At 69.2% G+C, this 14988-nt stretch carries 16 protein-coding genes and 1 pseudogene; 13 read left to right on the top strand and 4 right to left on the bottom strand.

What is annotated here, in order from left to right; genetic code table 11:
• Together FFS27_RS15595 and pyeR are read right to left on the bottom strand one after the other, a co-directional pair.
• Window positions 1–925, bottom strand: a 925-nt coding sequence (locus FFS27_RS15595) for an MFS transporter (RefSeq protein ID WP_137952089.1), incomplete at its 3' end; no start/stop codon positions are given.
• A gap of 48 nt (window positions 926–973) precedes the next feature.
• Window positions 974–1276, bottom strand: a complete 303-nt coding sequence (gene pyeR / locus FFS27_RS15590) for an ArsR family transcriptional repressor PyeR (protein ID WP_003093978.1) — start codon at window positions 1274–1276, stop codon at window positions 974–976.
• Window positions 1277–1428: 152 nt separating this feature from the next.
• On the opposite strand from pyeR, the gene FFS27_RS15585 reads away from it, so the two are divergent.
• Window positions 1429–2001 carry an acyl carrier protein phosphodiesterase gene (locus FFS27_RS15585; RefSeq protein WP_003093976.1) on the top strand — a complete coding sequence of 191 codons (573 nt, stop codon included), beginning with the start codon at window positions 1429–1431 and terminating at the stop codon, window positions 1999–2001.
• 149 nt (window positions 2002–2150) lie between these two features.
• Window positions 2151–3011, top strand: coding sequence for a universal stress protein (locus FFS27_RS15580; protein ID WP_003093974.1), 861 nt, complete (start codon window positions 2151–2153; stop codon window positions 3009–3011).
• Here the strand turns inward: FFS27_RS15580 and olsA are convergent.
• The gene (olsA, locus tag FFS27_RS15575; protein WP_003112769.1) at window positions 3008–3784 is read right to left on the bottom strand and encodes a lyso-ornithine lipid O-acyltransferase; all 777 of its coding nucleotides are present in this window, start codon (window positions 3782–3784) and stop codon (window positions 3008–3010) included. The two genes, FFS27_RS15580 and olsA, sit on opposite strands and share 4 nt — an antisense overlap.
• A complete protein-coding gene (gene olsB / locus FFS27_RS15570; protein ID WP_003093970.1) occupies window positions 3784–4539 on the bottom strand; it encodes an L-ornithine N(alpha)-acyltransferase in 756 nt (251 codons plus the stop codon). The genes olsA and olsB overlap by 1 nt, the downstream gene beginning before the upstream one ends.
• A 202-nt stretch (window positions 4540–4741) precedes the next feature.
• Between olsB and FFS27_RS15565 the strand changes: the two genes are divergently transcribed.
• From FFS27_RS15565 to FFS27_RS15515, 11 genes and pseudogenes are all read left to right on the top strand, one after another.
• On the top strand, window positions 4742–5638 hold the full coding sequence (locus tag FFS27_RS15565) for an acyl-CoA dehydrogenase family protein (RefSeq protein WP_003093969.1): 897 nt from the start codon (window positions 4742–4744) through the stop codon (window positions 5636–5638).
• Between the two features lie 84 nt (window positions 5639–5722).
• On the top strand, window positions 5723–6508 hold the full coding sequence (locus FFS27_RS15560) for an MBL fold metallo-hydrolase (protein ID WP_003093967.1): 786 nt from the start codon (window positions 5723–5725) through the stop codon (window positions 6506–6508).
• A 67-nt stretch (window positions 6509–6575) separates the two neighbouring features.
• On the top strand, window positions 6576–7691 hold the full coding sequence (locus tag FFS27_RS15555) for a serine hydrolase domain-containing protein (protein WP_023101549.1): 1116 nt from the start codon (window positions 6576–6578) through the stop codon (window positions 7689–7691).
• Window positions 7688–8023 carry a hypothetical protein gene (locus FFS27_RS15550; protein ID WP_003093963.1) on the top strand — a complete coding sequence of 112 codons (336 nt, stop codon included), beginning with the start codon at window positions 7688–7690 and terminating at the stop codon, window positions 8021–8023. The genes FFS27_RS15555 and FFS27_RS15550 overlap by 4 nt, the downstream gene beginning before the upstream one ends.
• A 60-nt stretch (window positions 8024–8083) precedes the next feature.
• On the top strand, window positions 8084–8674 hold the full coding sequence (locus FFS27_RS15545) for a YceI family protein (RefSeq protein ID WP_003093959.1): 591 nt from the start codon (window positions 8084–8086) through the stop codon (window positions 8672–8674).
• A gap of 164 nt (window positions 8675–8838) precedes the next feature.
• Window positions 8839–10060, top strand: a pseudogene (locus tag FFS27_RS15540) (M20 aminoacylase family protein).
• 39 nt (window positions 10061–10099) lie between these two features.
• Entirely contained in the window at window positions 10100–11419 is a 1320-nt protein-coding gene (locus FFS27_RS15535) for a citrate-proton symporter (RefSeq protein ID WP_003112770.1), read from the top strand.
• Window positions 11420–12901, top strand: a complete 1482-nt coding sequence (locus FFS27_RS15530) for an amidase (RefSeq protein ID WP_021264178.1) — start codon at window positions 11420–11422, stop codon at window positions 12899–12901. It begins immediately after the preceding gene.
• Window positions 12902–13000: 99 nt separating this feature from the next.
• Window positions 13001–13771 (top strand): IclR family transcriptional regulator, encoded by a 771-nt coding sequence (locus FFS27_RS15525; protein WP_003093951.1) that lies wholly within the window; start codon window positions 13001–13003, stop codon window positions 13769–13771.
• A gap of 64 nt (window positions 13772–13835) precedes the next feature.
• Entirely contained in the window at window positions 13836–14408 is a 573-nt protein-coding gene (locus FFS27_RS15520; RefSeq protein ID WP_003093949.1) for a YceI family protein, read from the top strand.
• 74 nt (window positions 14409–14482) lie between these two features.
• On the top strand, window positions 14483–14988 hold a 506-nt coding region (locus FFS27_RS15515), incomplete at its 3' end, for a phospholipase D-like domain-containing protein (RefSeq protein WP_243736553.1).

The following is a 14988-nucleotide window of genomic DNA, read 5'->3' as shown; positions in this document are numbered from 1 at the left end:
GCGCGGGCACCGCGGCGAAGGCGGCGGCGGCCCAGAAGAACAGGGTGATTTCCGCCGGCAGCAGGGCCTGGCTGGTCCAGCTGAACAGCGCCGAAACCAGCGCCATGGCGGCGAACACTGCGGCCATGGTGGTGCCCAGGCGCCAGTCGGCGAGGCGGCCGCCGATCACGTTGCCGACGGTCAGGCCGACGCCGATCAGCAGCAGGGTCCAGGTCACGCCGCGCGGGCTGACCCCGGTGACTTCGCCGAGCAGCGGCGCGACGTAGGTGAACAGGGCGAACATCGAGGCGGCGAACAGCACGGTGGTGCCCAGGGCCAGCCACAGCGACGGGTTCTTCAGCGCGGACATTTCCTGGCGCAGGTCGACCTTCTCTTCCTCGCGGTCGTTTGGCAGCACCCTGGCCAGGCCGACGAAGGCGACCACGCCGATCAGGGTCACCACCCAGAAGGTCGCGCGCCAGCCGGCTTCCTGGCCGAGCGCGGTACCCAGCGGCACGCCGAGCACGTTGGCCAGGGTCAGGCCGGTGAACATCAGGGCCACGGCGGAAGCGCGGCGGTTCGGCGCCACCAGGCTGGCGGCGACCACCGAGCCGATGCCGAAGAAGGCGCCATGGCAGAGCGCGGTGACGATCCGCGCCAGCATCAGCAGGCCGTAGTTGGCGGCCACCGCGCAGAGCAGGTTGCCGACGATGAAGATGCCCATCAGCGCGAGCAGGGCTTTCTTGCGTTCCAGGCGGGCGGTGGCCATGGCCATCAGCGGGGCGCCGAAGGCCACGGCGAAGGCGTAGCCGCTGATCAGCCAGCCGGCGCTGGGAATGGATACCCGCAGGTCGCCGGCGACCTGCGGCAGCAGGCCCATGATGACGAATTCGGTGGTACCGATGGCAAAGGCGGATAAAGCGAGGACGAGAAGAGACGCCGGCATCGGTCGAGCTCCTGGACTGCGAGGTGGTGGGGTGGAAGCGAGTGCTGCTTACAGCTCGTCGCCGAGTTGGTCGAGGAAGGCCTGGATGGTCTCCTCGTTGCGCTTGAAGAAGTTCCACTGGCCGACCCGGCGGCTGGTCACCAGACCGGCGCGTTGCAGGGTGGCGAGGTGTACCGATACGGTGGACTGGGAGAGACCGGTACGCTGGTCGAACTTGCCGGCGCAGACGCCGATCTCGAACGGGTGGTCCTGCTCGACGAAGTACTTCTCCGGTTCCTTCAGCCAGCGCAGCATGTCGCGTCGCACCGGGTGGGAGAGAGCCTTGATGATTTCGTCGATGTCCAGTGGCATGGCGGTGGTCCGTTGGCCGTCCATATCGGGTTGGGACGAACTATATATCGGTGTGGGACGATATGGGGATCGATTGCGACGATAGTCGCTATCGACAGGGCTGATGACGATGATCGAAACGACCGTTCCGTCCCTGGGGTAAGCTAGCCCGCATGAACTACCTCGCGCATCTCCACCTCGGCGGCCCGCAACCGGCCCAACTGCTCGGCAGCCTGTACGGCGACTTCGTCAAGGGCCGCCTGCAGGGACAATGGCCGGACGAGATCGAGCGGGCCATCCAGTTGCACCGGCGCATCGACGCCTTCACCGACAGCCACCCACTGGTGCATGCGGCCAAGCGGCGCTTCCCGCTGGAGCGCCGGCGTTTCGCCGGCGTCCTGCTGGACGTGTTCTTCGACCACTGCCTGGCGCGCGACTGGAACGACTACGCCGACGAACCGCTGCCGCAGTTCGTCGAGCGGGTCTACGGCACCCTGCGCACCGCCTCGCCGCTGCCGGAGCGCCTGGCGCGCATCGCGCCGCGGATGGCGGCCCAGGACTGGCTGGGCAGCTACCGCGAGTTCGCGGTCTTGCGCGAAGTGCTGGGCGGCATGTCGCGGAGGCTGTCGCGACCGCACCTGCTGGACGGTTCCTGGGAAGAACTGGCCCAGCGCTACGATGACCTGAGCGCGGATTTCCGCGCCTTCTACCCGCAACTCCAGGCTTTCGCCCTGAGCCAGCGCTGAGCCTGGCGCAGCGGCCATTGGCCCGGCCGGCGGAATCACCTATCAATTGTTTCAGTCCGAAGCATCCGCTTGATGCACATCAACCGGCAGCGGTCGCGTCGATCGTTCAATGGGGCCGACGTTCAACGCTCTGCCAATGGAGGTGGAAGATGAAACGAATCCTGGTGGCGACCGACCTGTCCTCGCGTTCCGAGCTGGCGGTCATGCGCGCCGCGGCGCTGGCCAAGGCGAGGAATGCCGAACTGACCGTGCTGAACGTGCTCGACGACGACCAGCCGCCGGTGCTGATCGCGCCGCAACGGCTGGCCATCGCCAACCTGCTGGAAGTGAACGGACAGGCCCTGAAGGAGCGCCTCGGCGTCGAGTCCAAGGCGATCGTGCGGGTCGGCGATCCGGTGGTGGTGATCAACGCGGTGGCCGAGGAGATCGGCGCCGACCTGCTGGTGATGGGCGCGCACCGGCACACGCCGCTGCGCGACCTGTTCATCGGCACCACCCTGGAGCGGGTGGTACGCAATGCGAAGATCCCGGTGCTGCGCGCGGCCGGTGCGCCGGAAGAGGAGTACCGCCGGGTGCTGCTGGCGCTGGACTTCTCGCCGACCTCGACGCGCGCGGTGCAGATGGCCGGCCAGCTCGGCTTCCTCGACGCCGCCAGCCTCACCGCGCTGCATGCCTTCGAGCCGTTCGCCAAAGGCATGATGCGTTATTCGGGGATCAAAGAAGACCGCGTCGAGCATTACGTCGACCAGGAGGAACTCAAGGCCAACGTCGAGCTGCGCGACTACGTCGCTGGCCTGGGGCTGGGCCGCGAGGACATCCAGTTGCGCGTCGGCGAAGGCTTGCCGATCAACGTGATCATGACCGAGGTACGCCGCCAGGCGCCGCAGTTGACGGTGCTCGGCACCCAGGGCCTGACCGGCTTCCGCCGCGCGCTGATCGGCAGCGTGGCTGAGGCGGCCCTCGGCGACCTGCCATGTGACGTGCTGGCGGTGCCGCCCAAGCGCGACTAGGCGGCGCGCCGGGTTTGCGTAGGGGCGGCAGTGCCGAACAGCGCCAGGCGCACCGCCTGCTGGGCCTGGCGGGCCAGTTCGGCGCGGTCCAGGCCCTGGCTGGGGATCGGTTCCAGCAGCTGGATATGCACGCTGCCGCGCTCGCCGCGCAGCAGGCGGCCGAGGTGGCTGAGCAGGTCGTCGTCGCCGATGAACGGCGCCTGCGCATCGGGCACGCCGTCGCGGCGGTAGCTGATCGCCACCGGCTGCACCGCCACGCCGGCTTCCAGGGCGCTGGCCATCAGGCGACCGTGGAAGGTGCGCAGGCTTTCGCCGTTGGTGGTGGTCCCTTCCGGGAAGATCAGCAGGTTGCGTCCGCGGTGCAGCTGTTCGGCCAAGCGCTGGTTGATCAGCCGGCTGTCGCCCGAGCCGCGGCGGATGAACAGGGTGCCGGCCTTTTCCGCCAGCCAGCCGGCCAGCGGCCAGGCACGCACCTCGGCCTTGGACAGGAAGGTCAGCGGCGCCAGGGCGCCGAGCAGCGGGATATCGGTCCAAGACACATGGTTGGCTACCCACAGCATGGGTTGCCGGGGCGCTTCGCCGCTGACCCTGACCTCGAAGGGCAGGGCCGCGCAGAGGCGCGCCAGCCACCAGCGGGTCAGGCGCTGGCGCAGCGGCGTGACGTCGGCGCCGGGCAGTCGCTCGCGCAGGCTGACCCAAGCGGCCAGGCCCAGTCCGAGCGCGACCAGCCCGAGCAGGCGGGCGCTGCGCAGCAGCAGGCGCAGCCGCGCCATCAGACCGCTGCCTTGAAGTGGCGGGCGTAGCGCGGGCAGAGTTCGTCGCGCTTGAGCAGGATGAACACGTCGGCGACCTGGAAATCCGGGTCCCAGCAGGGCTCGCCGCAGATCTTCGCGCCCAGGCGCATGTAGGCCTTGAGCAGCGGCGGCAGCTCGGCGGTGAGGTTTTCCGGGACGTCCAGCGGCGGCAGCGGGTTCTTCGGCTCGGCCTGCAGGTAGTCGGTGCACAGGTAGCGTTCGCGCAGCCGCTGCATCACCGCCTTGGCCTGCATACCGCCGTCGCGCATGGGAATGCTGGCGCAGCCCATCAGGTAGCGGTAGCCGCCCTCGTTGAGGACCTCGGCGAGTTCGCCCCAGAGTACCGCGATGGTGGCGCCGTTGCGGTATTCGGGAGCGACGCAGGTGCGGCCGATCTCCAGGACCGGGCCGTGCAGGGCGTCGAGGCCGGAGAGGTGGAACTCCTCTTCGCTGTAGAAGCGCCCGAGGCGTTCGGCGGCGCGATGGTCGAGCAGCCGGGTGGTGGCCACCAGGGCGCCGCTGTCGAGGTCGCGGACGCCGATGTGTGCGCAGTGACGGTCGTAGTCGTCGCGGTCGAGGCCGTCTTCGGCGCCTTCGAGCTTGGCGTCGAACTCGGCGCTGAATACGCGGTAGCGCAGGGCCTGGGCCTCGCGCAGGGCGCGGGCGCCGTTCAGGCGCTCGGCCTTCAGGCGGCGTCCGGCGACGGGTTCGCGGGTAATGGCGGTCTGGGTCATGCCTGGGCCTCCTTGGGCCGGCGCCGCGGGTTGCGGCCGCTCGGCTTTGTTGTGCAAGCTCAGGCTAGGAAGGCGCGGTGTCACCCCTGTGACAGGGGCGTGATGCTTGTATGACATTGTCGCCGGATGTAACGCGCCGTTGTTCAACGCTGGCACCCTCGGCAGGATGCCGGTTCCGACACATTCCACACTGGAGTCCGCCATGTCCTGGCAACGCTTGCTCGGCCCGCTCGACCGCCTGCCCACCGAAGGCTCCCTGGAAGACTGGCACGCCGCCGCCCTGGCGCGCGCCGACGGTCTTGGCACCCTGGAGCGGGCGGTGCTCGGCGGACGATTGGCGGCGAGTCCGGGCCTGGCCTTCCTCGCCGGCTACCAGGCGGCCCTGCGCGCGCTCTGGCCGGCGGCGCCGGAAGGTCTCGGCGCGCTGTGCGTGACCGAGAAGCGCAGCGTGCGCCCGGCGGACCTGCAGACCCGCCTGGAGGGGCTGGTCCTGCATGGACAAAAGGATTTCGTCACCGCTGGCGACAGCGCCTCCTGGTGGCTGGTGGCCGCCCGCGACGAGGCACCGGGGCAGCCGCCGCGACTGTCGATGACGGTGGTCCTGGCCGGCGCCCCGGGGGCGCGCCTGGAGGCGTTGCCGGCGCTGCCGCTGATGCCGGATGTGCCGCATTCCCGCCTGTTGCTCGACGGTGCCCATTGCGAGCGCCTGCCCGGCGATGGTTGGGACGACTACGTCAGGCCGTTCCGCCTGCTGGAGGATGTCCATGTGCTGGCGGCGCTGGTCGGCTGGCTCTATGGGGTCGGCCATGAATGCGGCTGGCCCTCGCCGCTGCTGCTGCGCCTGGCCGGCATCCTCGGCGGCTGCGCCGAGGTCGCGCGGCATCCGGTCGCCTGCGTCGGCACCCAGGCGGTACTGGCTGGGCTGTTCGAACAGTTCTCGGCGCTGGAGGGGCAACTGGATGCCGCCTTCGCCGCCAACGCCTCGACCTGGGAGGCATTGTGGCAACGCGATCGCGGCTTGCTGGCGATTGCCAACGGGGCCCGCAAAGTTCGCCTGGAGAAGGCCTTGACCCGCCTCGGGCTTGACCCAGGTCAGTGAGGCGCCGCGCCGCAGGCGCTTACCCTGCGCAGCATCCGGCGAGGAATGCTCCTCGGCGCCTGCACAGAGTAGATTTCACCGACCATGCGACGCGAACCGATCGTGCTGTTCGACAACGGCAGCCACCAGTGCCTGTGTTTCGATGACCTCGTCAGCGGCGAAGGGGTCCAGTCCAACCAGTTCCTGATCGTCGACAACGGCCAGTACCTGCTGCTCGATCCCGGCGGCGACCTGACCTACACGCCGCTCTCGCTGGAATTGTCGAAACGCTTTCCGCTGCAGGAGCTGGACTACATCTTCGCTTCGCACCAGGACCCGGACATCATCGCCGCCCTCGACAAGTGGCTGCTGCACACCCGCGCCCGGGTGATCTGCTCCAAGCTGTGGGCGCGCTTCCTGCCGCACCTGACGGCCAACTACCTGGCGGTCAGCCATGGCATCAACACCTACGACCGGGTCATGCCGTTGCCCGACCGCGGCCAGGCGATCGCTCTCGGCGACTGCTCGTTGAAGGCGATCCCCGCGCATTTCCTGCATTCGGTGGGCAACTTCCAGCTCTACGACCCGGTGAGCAAGATCCTTTTCTCGGGCGACATGGGCGCCTCGCTGGTGGACGACGCCGCGCCGGTCAGCGATTTCGCCGCGCATATCCAGTACATGGACGGATTCCATCGCCGCTACATGGCGGCGAACAAGATCTGCCGCCTGTGGGCGCGGATGGTCCGGGACATGGATGTGGAGATGATCGTGCCGCAACACGGGCGGCCCTTCGTCGGCAAGGAAATGATCAGCGCCTTCCTCTACTGGATCGAGAACCTTGAGTGCGGCATCGACCTGCTCGGTCCGGACGACTACCGCATGCCCGGCTGAGTCCGCGCTTCCTGGCGTCATCGACGCCATGCTAGGGTTGCCCCTCGACCGTCGAGAGGGCCCGCCGATGCCCGCTTTGCCGTTGTCCCGCCGCGCCCTCGCCGCGCTGGCTCTGGTATTCGCCCTCCCTGCCCTGGCCGAAGACTGGCCCGACACCGACTGGCCCCGTGCCCAACAGCCCGCGGGGCCGGCGCTGGAGGCATTCGAGCGCTATGTCTTCGGCCGTCGCGACGATGTTCGTCGCAAAGGCATCCGCACCGACGCGGTAGTGGTGATCCGCGACGGTCGCCTGCTCTATGAGCGCTACGCCGGCCCGAGCCGTGCCGAGACCCCGCACCTTACCTGGTCGGTGAGCAAGAGCCTGCTCGCCACGCTGCTTGGCGTCGCCGAGGGCGAAGGGCGCTTCCAGCTCGACGACCCGGTGGCGCGCTACTACCCGCCGTTCGCCCGTCATCCCCAGGTGACGTTACGCCACCTGCTGAACTGGTCTTCCGGGCTGGACTGGCAGGAGGACTACGAGTTCGCGCCATTGAAATCCTCCGTGGTGGCGATGCTTTACACCCGTGGGCGTGACGACATGGCCGGCTTCGTCGCCGAGACCCCGCAGGCCCGGCCGCCGGGCCGGCGTTTCCGCTACTCCAGCGGCGACAGCAACGTGCTGGCGGCGGCCCTCCACGGCATGCTCGGCGCGGACTATGCCGAGTACCCCTGGCGCGCGCTGTTCGAGCCGCTGGGCATCCGTTCGGCGGTATGGGAGCGAGACGCCGCCGGCACGTTCGTCGGCTCGTCGTACGTCTACATGAGCGCCCGCGACCTGGCGCGCGTCGGCCTGCTGATGCAGCGCCACGGGCGCTGGCGCGAGCGGCAACTGCTGCCGCTGGCATGGGTCGAGTTCAACCTGACGCCCTTCGCCCGCTACCGGCCGAGCGCGGAAGAGGAGGGCGAGGCGGTGCCGGGCGGCCAGTGGTGGTTGAACCGTGCGGTGAAAGGCGCGCCGGCGCCCTGGCCGGACGTCGCCGAGACCGCCTTCGCCGCGCTCGGCCACTGGGGCCAGGCGCTCTACGTGCTGCCCGAGGAGAAGCTGGTGATCGTGCGCTACGCCGACGACCGCGACGGGCGTTTCCGTCACAACGAATTCCTGCGCCTGGCGCAGGCGGCGTTCGCCGGGGAGGCGCGGCCATGATCCGTCGCCATCCCTTGCTCTTCCTGTTCGTCCTGGGGCTGCTCGCCGCCCTCGCGTGGGCCTGGCAGAACCGCATCCACCTGGCGGCCTTTCCCGCCATCATCGGCGCCTACACGGCCAAGGAGTACTGCTCCTGCCGCTACGTGATGGGGAACTCCGCGGACTATTGCCGGGCCTATACCCAACAGTACGTGCCGATCAGCGGCTTCTTCGACGACGAAGCCCGCCGCCGGGTGACCGCCCGCGGCCTCGGCAGTACGCAGACGGCCGCCTGGCTGGGCCCGCGCGAGGGATGCCGGCTCATGCCCGAGGCGGACAGGCTGCCGGACTGATCGGCGGCGCATGTCGGGGCGCGGGGCGAGGGACGGCGCCGGCCCGAAGCCGGAGGTGGAATGCCTGTTGTATTGTGTGTCCTGTTGTTGCTCCTCAGCCCGCTGCTGTCGGCGGCGGAATGGCAACTGGAGCCGGATTACTCGCGGATCAGCTTCGTTTCCGTGAAACGCGCGAAGATGGCCGAGGTGCAGCGCTTCGACCGTCTCAGCGGCCAGATCGACAAGCAGGGCGTCGCGCGCATCGTGGTGCCGCTGGGCACCCTGGACAGCGGCCTGGCCCTGCGCGACGAGCGAATGAAGGACAACTTCTTCGAAACCTCGCGCTTCCCCGAGGCCACCGTGGAGAGCCGCCTGGACATGGCCGGCTTCGACGACCTGCGGGTCGGCCAGTCGCGGGTCGAGAAGCTCGACTTCACCCTCGACCTGCACGGCCAGCAGCGCCGCCTGAAGGCCGACGTGCTGGTCACCCGCCAGGGCGAAGGGCTGGTCCAGGTGGCGACCCTGGAGCCGGTGCTGCTGAAGCTGCTCGACTTCGACCTGGAAGAGAAGCTCAAGCCCTTGAAGGACATGGCCAATATTCCCTCGATCACTCCCGAGGTACCGGTGTTCGCCGTGCTGAACTTCCGCGAAGTGCCGCCGGAACAGTTCTGACGCGCCGGTGCAGGGCGGCGCGGGCCTTGGGTTCCACCCAGTGGAACCGCCTTCCGTTGTCCTTCGCCGCGCGCCGCGCTTAGCTGTGACCACGCCCGGCCGGCCTTGCGTCCGGGCCTCCCGCCAACAAGACCGGAGCGCAATCCGGCCAGAGGAGAGACGGCATGGCTCGACATCGACACATCGTGGCCTGGCTCGAGGAGGTCGCCGACGACCTGCGTAGCCTGCGCCAGGACATCCACGCCCATCCCGAACTGGGCTTCGAGGAGCGACGCACCGCCGCGCTGGTCGCCGAGTGCCTGCGCGGCTGGGGCTACGAAGTGCACGAAGGGATCGGCCGCACCGGCGTGGTCGGCGTCCTCCGCCAGGGCGACGGTACGCGGCGGCTCGGCCTGCGGGCGGACATGGATGCGCTGCCGATCGACGAGGCCACGGGGCTCGGCTACAGCAGCTGCCACGGCGGGCGCATGCACGCCTGCGGCCACGACGGACACACCGCGATGCTGCTCGGCGCGGCACGCTACCTGGCGGCGACGCGGCGTTTCGACGGCACCCTGGTACTGATCTTCCAGCCCGCCGAGGAAGGCCAGGGCGGCGCCGAGGCGATGCTAGCCGACGGGCTGCTGGAGCGCTTTCCCTGCGATGCGCTGTTCGGCATGCACAACATGCCGGGACTGGAGGCCGGGCACCTGGGCTTCCGCGCGGGACCGATGATGGCTTCCCAGGACCTGCTGAGCGTCACCCTGGAGGGCGTCGGTGGCCACGGTTCGATGCCGCACTTGAGCGTCGATCCGCTGCTCGCCGCGTCGAGCGCGGTGATGGCCCTGCAAAGCGTGGTGGCGCGCAACGTCGATCCGCAGAAGGCCGCGGTGGTCACGGTCGGTGCATTGCAGGCCGGCGAGGCGGCCAACGTCATACCCCAGCGCGCCGTGCTGCGCCTGAGCCTGCGGGCGCTCGACGGCCAGGTGCGCGAGCAGGTGCTGCAGCGGGTTCGCCAGATCATCGAGTTGCAGGCCGCCAGCTATGGGTGCCAGGCCAGCATCGAGCACTACCCGGCCTATCCGGTGCTGGTCAACAGCGTCGAGGAAACCGAGTTCGCCCGCCAGGTCGGGGTCGCGCTGGCCGGCGCGGAGGAGGTCGACGGCGCCACGCCGAAGCTGATGGGCAGCGAGGACTTCGCCTGGATGCTACAGCGCTGCCCCGGCAGCTACCTGTTCATCGGCAACGGCAGAGGACGGCCGATGGTGCACAACCCGGCCTATGACTTCAACGACGACATCCTGGTCCGGGGCGCGGCCTATTGGGGCGCGCTCGCTGAGACCTGGCTGGCCGCCCCCGCGGCGTCCGGCCTTGCGACTGACTGCCGCCAGTAACGGCGCGGCCTGAGCCGCGCCGGCATTCCCCCTCGGTGACCAGGAGATTCCCATGCACGCTTGCCCGAGCGGTACCTCGCGTACCCGCCAGGTGGCGGCTGCCGTGATCGGCAACGCCCTGGAGTGGTACGACTTCATCGTCTACGGCTTCCTTTCCAGCCTGATCGCCAGGCTGTTCTTCCCCTCCGGCGACGAGTACACCTCGCTGCTGATGGCCCTGGCCACCTTCGGTGTCGGTTTCTTCATGCGTCCGGTCGGTGGGGTCCTGCTCGGCCTGTATGCCGACCGCAGGGGACGCAAGGCGGCGATGCAACTGATCATCCTGCTGATGACGCTGTCCATCGCGATGATCGCCTTCGCCCCGACCTACGCGGCGATCGGCGTCGGCGCACCATTGCTGATCGTGATCGCGCGAATGCTGCAGGGTTTCGCCACCGGCGGCGAGTACGCCAGCGCCACGGCTTTCCTGGTGGAAAGCGCGCCGCCGCACCGGCGCGGTCTCTACGGTTCCTGGCAATTGTTCGGCCAGTGCCTGGCGGTGTTCGCCGGTGCGGGGATGGGCGCGCTGGTCACCCATTGCCTGGACGCCGAGGCCCTGGAGAGCTGGGGCTGGCGGGTGCCGTTCCTGTTCGGTCTGCTGATCGGTCCGGTGGGATTGTGGATCCGCCGCTACATGGGCGAGACCGAGGCCTTCCTCGAAGCCATCCGGGAGCCCGGCGAGCGCCAGGGGCTGCTCGGCGTGCTGCGCGAATACCGGCGCAGCGTGCTGGTGAGCATGGGCCTGACGGTGGTCGGCACGGTGTCCTTCTACGTGGTGCTGGTGAATATGCCGACCTTCGCCCACAAGCAGTTGGGCCTGCCGCTGGACGAGGTGTTCATGGTGCAGATGGCTGCGGTGGCGCTGATGACCCTGGTGATCCCGTTGGCTGGGGGACTCTCCGACCGGGTCGGGCGGCGCCCGGTGCTGCTGGTCGCGACCCTGGCCTTCATGCTCATGGTCTATCCGCTGTTCGCCTGGGTCGCCGCGGCGCCGAGCCTGGGGCGCCTGCTGCTGATGCAACTGTTGCTGTGCACGGCGATCGGCGGCTTCTTCGGCCCGGCGCCGACCGCGGTGGCCGAGCAGTTTCCGGTGCGGGTGCGTTCCACCGGCCTGGCGGTGGCGTATAACCTGGCGGTGATGCTGTTCGGCGGTTTCGCTCCGTTCATCGTCACCTGGCTCACCGAGGTCGGCGGCTCGCCAGTGGCGCCGGCGTTCTACGTGCTCGGCGCGGCCTTCCTCGGGCTGCTCGCCACCCTCTATCTGCGGGAGGGCGCGACGCCCGCCCCGCGCCCCCGTGAACCGGCCCTGGGCAAGCCGGCAAGGAGTCTGTGAATGAGCGCCACCCGCCATCGAAGCGACGGCCACGAGGAAATCGTCGCGCTTGACGCGCTGCCGCTGTCCGCGGCGATCCGCCGACGCGAACTATCCTGCCGCGAGGTCATGCAGGCCTACCTGGCGCAGATCGAACGGTTCAACCCGCGGGTCAACGCCATCGTCTCGCTGCAGGCGGAAAGCCGTCTGCTCGCCCAGGCCGACGAGCGCGACCGGCAACTGGCGCGCGGCGAATGGCTGGGCTGGATGCACGGCATGCCGCAGGCGATCAAGGACCTCGCCGCCACCTCCGGCATTCCTACCACCCTGGGTTCGCCGCTGTTCGCCGGGCAGGTGCCGGAGCACGACGCAATCGTCGTCGAGCGGGTGAAGAGCAGCGGTGCGATCGTCATCGGCAAGACCAACGTACCGGAGTTCGGGCTCGGCTCGCAGACCTACAACCCGCTGTTCGGCACCACCCGCAATGCCTACGATCCGGCGCGGATCGCCGGCGGCAGCAGCGGTGGGGCGGCGGTGGCGCTGGCGCTGCGCATGCTGCCGGTGGCCGACGGCAGCGACATGATGGGTTCGCTGCGCAACCCCGCCGCCTACAACAACGTCTACGGCTTCCGCCCGTCCCAGGGACGGGTGCCGCACGGCCCGCAAGCGGAACTGTTCGTTCAGCAACTGGCCACCGAAGGCCCGATGGGGCGCAGCGTGGCCGACCTGGCCCGGCTGCTGGCCACCCAGGCCGGCTACGATCCGCGCTGTCCGCTGTCGTTGCGCGACGATCCGCGCAGGTTCGCCGACGACCTCGGGCGCGACTTCCGCGGAGCCCGGCTCGGCTGGCTCGGCGACTACGCCGGCTACCTGCCGATGGAGGAGGGCGTGCTGGAGCTTTGCGAAGCCGCGCTGGGCGATTTCGCCGAGCTGGGCTGCGACGTCGAGGCGTGCCTGCCGGACTATCCCCTGGAGCGCCTGTGGCGCACCTGGCTGGTCCATCGCCAGTGGCTGGTGCAGGGCTCGCTTGGCGAGCTTTACGCCGATCCCGCACGGCGCGTCCGACTCAAGCCGGAGGCGCAGTGGGAAGTGGAGTCCGGGCTCGGCCTCGGCGCCGCCGAGGTCTATCGCGCCTCGCTGGATCGCAGCGACTGGTATCGGGCGCTGGCGCGTCTGTTCGAACGTTACGATTTCCTCTTGCTGCCCAGCGCCCAGGTGTTTCCTTTCGATGCAGAAACGGCGTGGCCGCGGCAGGTCGCCGGGCGGCCGATGGACACCTATCACCGCTGGATGGAGGTGGTGATCGGCCCGACCCTGGCCGGTTTGCCGGCGATCAGCGTACCGATCGGCTTCGGCGCGGCGGTGCCGATGGGATTGCAGATCATCGGCCCGGCGCAGGCCGACCTGGCGGTGCTGCAACTGGCCCATGCCCACGAGGGCCTGACCCGTTGGGTCAGCCGCCGTCCGCCGGCGATGCTCGAGGCTCCAGGGGGAATCGACTAGGCCGCGGAGCAATGCTGCCGTATTCGCAGATTCTTCCTACATGACCTGGGCCTGCATCTTGCTTTGCCATAACGGTCTGTCGACGGTGGAGGTGTCGTCATGCCGGAAAGAGAAGAGGCGGGAACCGTGCGTTCGGTGGAGCGGGCGCTGGCGATCCTCGATCTGCTGGGCCAGCACCAGGCGCTGGGGCTCGAGGAGCTGCATTACCTGACCGAACTGCCCAAGGCCACGGTGTCGCGGCTGCTGCATACCCTGCTGGAGCAGGGCTGGCTGTACCGCGGCTTGACCGACCGGCGCTACCGGCTGCGTTCCACCCGCCTCTACGGTGACGCCGCCGAGCGCTTCCGCTGCCAGGTGGTGGAGCGTTCCGCGCCGCTGCTGGTGGAGTTGAGCGAGCGCACCGGGCTGGTCGCCGATTTGTCGATTCTCGACGGCGACCGCCTGCTGGTGGCGGAAAGCTCGGTGCCCGGCGTCCTGCGCAAGCGCTACCCGGCCAACCGGCTGGTGGTCGGCCAGCACGCCAGCCTGTTCCATTCGGCCATGGGCAAGGCCTGCCTGGGCGAACTGGCAGACAGCGAGGTGCGCCGCCTGGCGCGCCAGCACCAGGTAGACGAGGACCTCTGGTTGCGCACCCGCGAGCAGGCCCACGGCCAGGGCTACGGCGAGCGTACCGAGGGACACTGGGAGTATCCGGTGCGCCTGCCGTTCCTGATCCGCGCGGTGGCCTTGCCGGTACGCGCCCAGGGTCGCCTGCTCGGCAGCGTGGCGCTGCACTGGCCGCGCGATCAGGATTGCGTCGAACGGGTGCGCCGCCGGCACCTGGGAACCCTGGCCGATACCGTCAGTCAGTTGCAGCACGCGCTCGACTGACGCGGGAGTTTGCCTGCTCCCAGGCGGCCGGTTTAAGGTGGCGCCGGACGCAAAGGGAGCCCGCATGCACAAGTTGATCTGCCTCGGCCTGGCCCTCCTGGCCTTGCCGGTCCAGGCCGCCTGGTACCTGGATTACGAGTCGTCGCGACTCAGTTTCATCTCCACCAAGAACGCTACCCTTTCGGAAGTCGGCCGCTTCCTGGTCATGCACGGCAAGGTCGACGACAAGGGTCAGGCGCGCCTGCGCGTCGAGCTGGACTCGGTGAGCACCGACATCCCGCTGCGCGACGAACGCATCCGCGAGCATCTGTTCGAGACCAAGCGCTTCGCCGAGGCGGAGATCACCGCCCAGCTCGACCTGGCGCCGATCGTCGAGCTGGCCGACGGCGTGCAACTGGAAATGCGCCAGCCGGTGACCGTCAGCCTGCACGGCAAGCGCAAGAGCTACGCCAGCGACCTGTTGGTGACCCGCCTGGACGAGCATCGCTTCCAGGTGGTGACCCTGTCGCCGCTGGTGCTGGACGCCGCCGACTTCGACCTCGCCCCCGGCATCGAGACCCTGCGCAAGCTGGCCGGCGCCGGCAGCATCGGGCTCTCGGTGCCGGTCGGCGCCGTGCTGATCTTCACTTCGCGGTGAGCGGCCCGGTCTTTCCCTGGCGCAGCGACAACCGCTTCGCCCTGCTCAATGACGGCGTGCGGTTCTTCCCGCGCATGCTGCTGGCCATCGAGGCGGCGCAGCGGAGCATCGAGCTGGAGCTGTACCTGGTGGAAGACGGGCATTGCGCCGAACTGTTTCTCGTCGCCCTGCTGGATGCCCGCCGCCGGGGCGTCGCCGTGCGCTGCCTGTTCGACGGCTTCGGCTGCCTAGGCCTGGGCAGCGCCTGGATCCAGCGCCTGCGCGAGGCCGGCGGCGAACTGCGGCTGTACAACCCGCTGCGCTGGAAGCTGACTGGCGGCAATCTCTACCGCGACCATCGCAAGCTGCTGCTGGTGGACGGGCGCCTCGGTTATGTCGGTGGCGCCGGGATCACCGACGAATTCTGGGAACCGGTCAGCGACGTCAGCGCCTGGCGCGAGGTGATGGTCGAGATGGACGGCCCGGTGGTGGCGGACTGGGCGGCGCTGTTCGAGCGGCAATGGCTGGCCTGTCTCGAAGAGAAAGCCTGGAAGCCCCGCGAGGGCATGACCCTTACCCGCCTTCCGCCGCAGCCGGGGGC

The organism is Pseudomonas sp. 2VD (genome assembly GCF_005503585.1).
In the GTDB taxonomy this organism is placed as follows: domain Bacteria; phylum Pseudomonadota; class Gammaproteobacteria; order Pseudomonadales; family Pseudomonadaceae; genus Pseudomonas; species Pseudomonas aeruginosa.
This window is presented reverse-complemented; position numbering and strand designations above follow the sequence as displayed.

What these genes read in the sequence shown, in the direction of transcription:
- FFS27_RS15565 (WP_003093969.1), top strand. Translation starts at nt 4,742, where the DNA reads ATGTCCTGGCAACGCTTGCTCGGCCCGCTCGACCGCCTGCCCACCGAA.
- FFS27_RS15525 (WP_003093951.1), top strand. Translation starts at nt 13,001, where the DNA reads ATGCCGGAAAGAGAAGAGGCGGGAACCGTGCGTTCGGTGGAGCGGGCG.
- FFS27_RS15555 (WP_023101549.1), top strand. Translation starts at nt 6,576, where the DNA reads ATGCCCGCTTTGCCGTTGTCCCGCCGCGCCCTCGCCGCGCTGGCTCTG.
- FFS27_RS15520 (WP_003093949.1), top strand. Translation starts at nt 13,836, where the DNA reads ATGCACAAGTTGATCTGCCTCGGCCTGGCCCTCCTGGCCTTGCCGGTC.
- FFS27_RS15545 (WP_003093959.1), top strand. Translation starts at nt 8,084, where the DNA reads ATGCCTGTTGTATTGTGTGTCCTGTTGTTGCTCCTCAGCCCGCTGCTG.
- pyeR (WP_003093978.1), bottom strand. Translation starts at nt 1,276, where the DNA reads ATGCCACTGGACATCGACGAAATCATCAAGGCTCTCTCCCACCCGGTG.
- FFS27_RS15580 (WP_003093974.1), top strand. Translation starts at nt 2,151, where the DNA reads ATGAAACGAATCCTGGTGGCGACCGACCTGTCCTCGCGTTCCGAGCTG.
- olsA (WP_003112769.1), bottom strand. Translation starts at nt 3,784, where the DNA reads ATGGCGCGGCTGCGCCTGCTGCTGCGCAGCGCCCGCCTGCTCGGGCTG.
- FFS27_RS15560 (WP_003093967.1), top strand. Translation starts at nt 5,723, where the DNA reads ATGCGACGCGAACCGATCGTGCTGTTCGACAACGGCAGCCACCAGTGC.
- FFS27_RS15550 (WP_003093963.1), top strand. Translation starts at nt 7,688, where the DNA reads ATGATCCGTCGCCATCCCTTGCTCTTCCTGTTCGTCCTGGGGCTGCTC.
- FFS27_RS15530 (WP_021264178.1), top strand. Translation starts at nt 11,420, where the DNA reads ATGAGCGCCACCCGCCATCGAAGCGACGGCCACGAGGAAATCGTCGCG.
- olsB (WP_003093970.1), bottom strand. Translation starts at nt 4,539, where the DNA reads ATGACCCAGACCGCCATTACCCGCGAACCCGTCGCCGGACGCCGCCTG.
- FFS27_RS15585 (WP_003093976.1), top strand. Translation starts at nt 1,429, where the DNA reads ATGAACTACCTCGCGCATCTCCACCTCGGCGGCCCGCAACCGGCCCAA.
- FFS27_RS15535 (WP_003112770.1), top strand. Translation starts at nt 10,100, where the DNA reads ATGCACGCTTGCCCGAGCGGTACCTCGCGTACCCGCCAGGTGGCGGCT.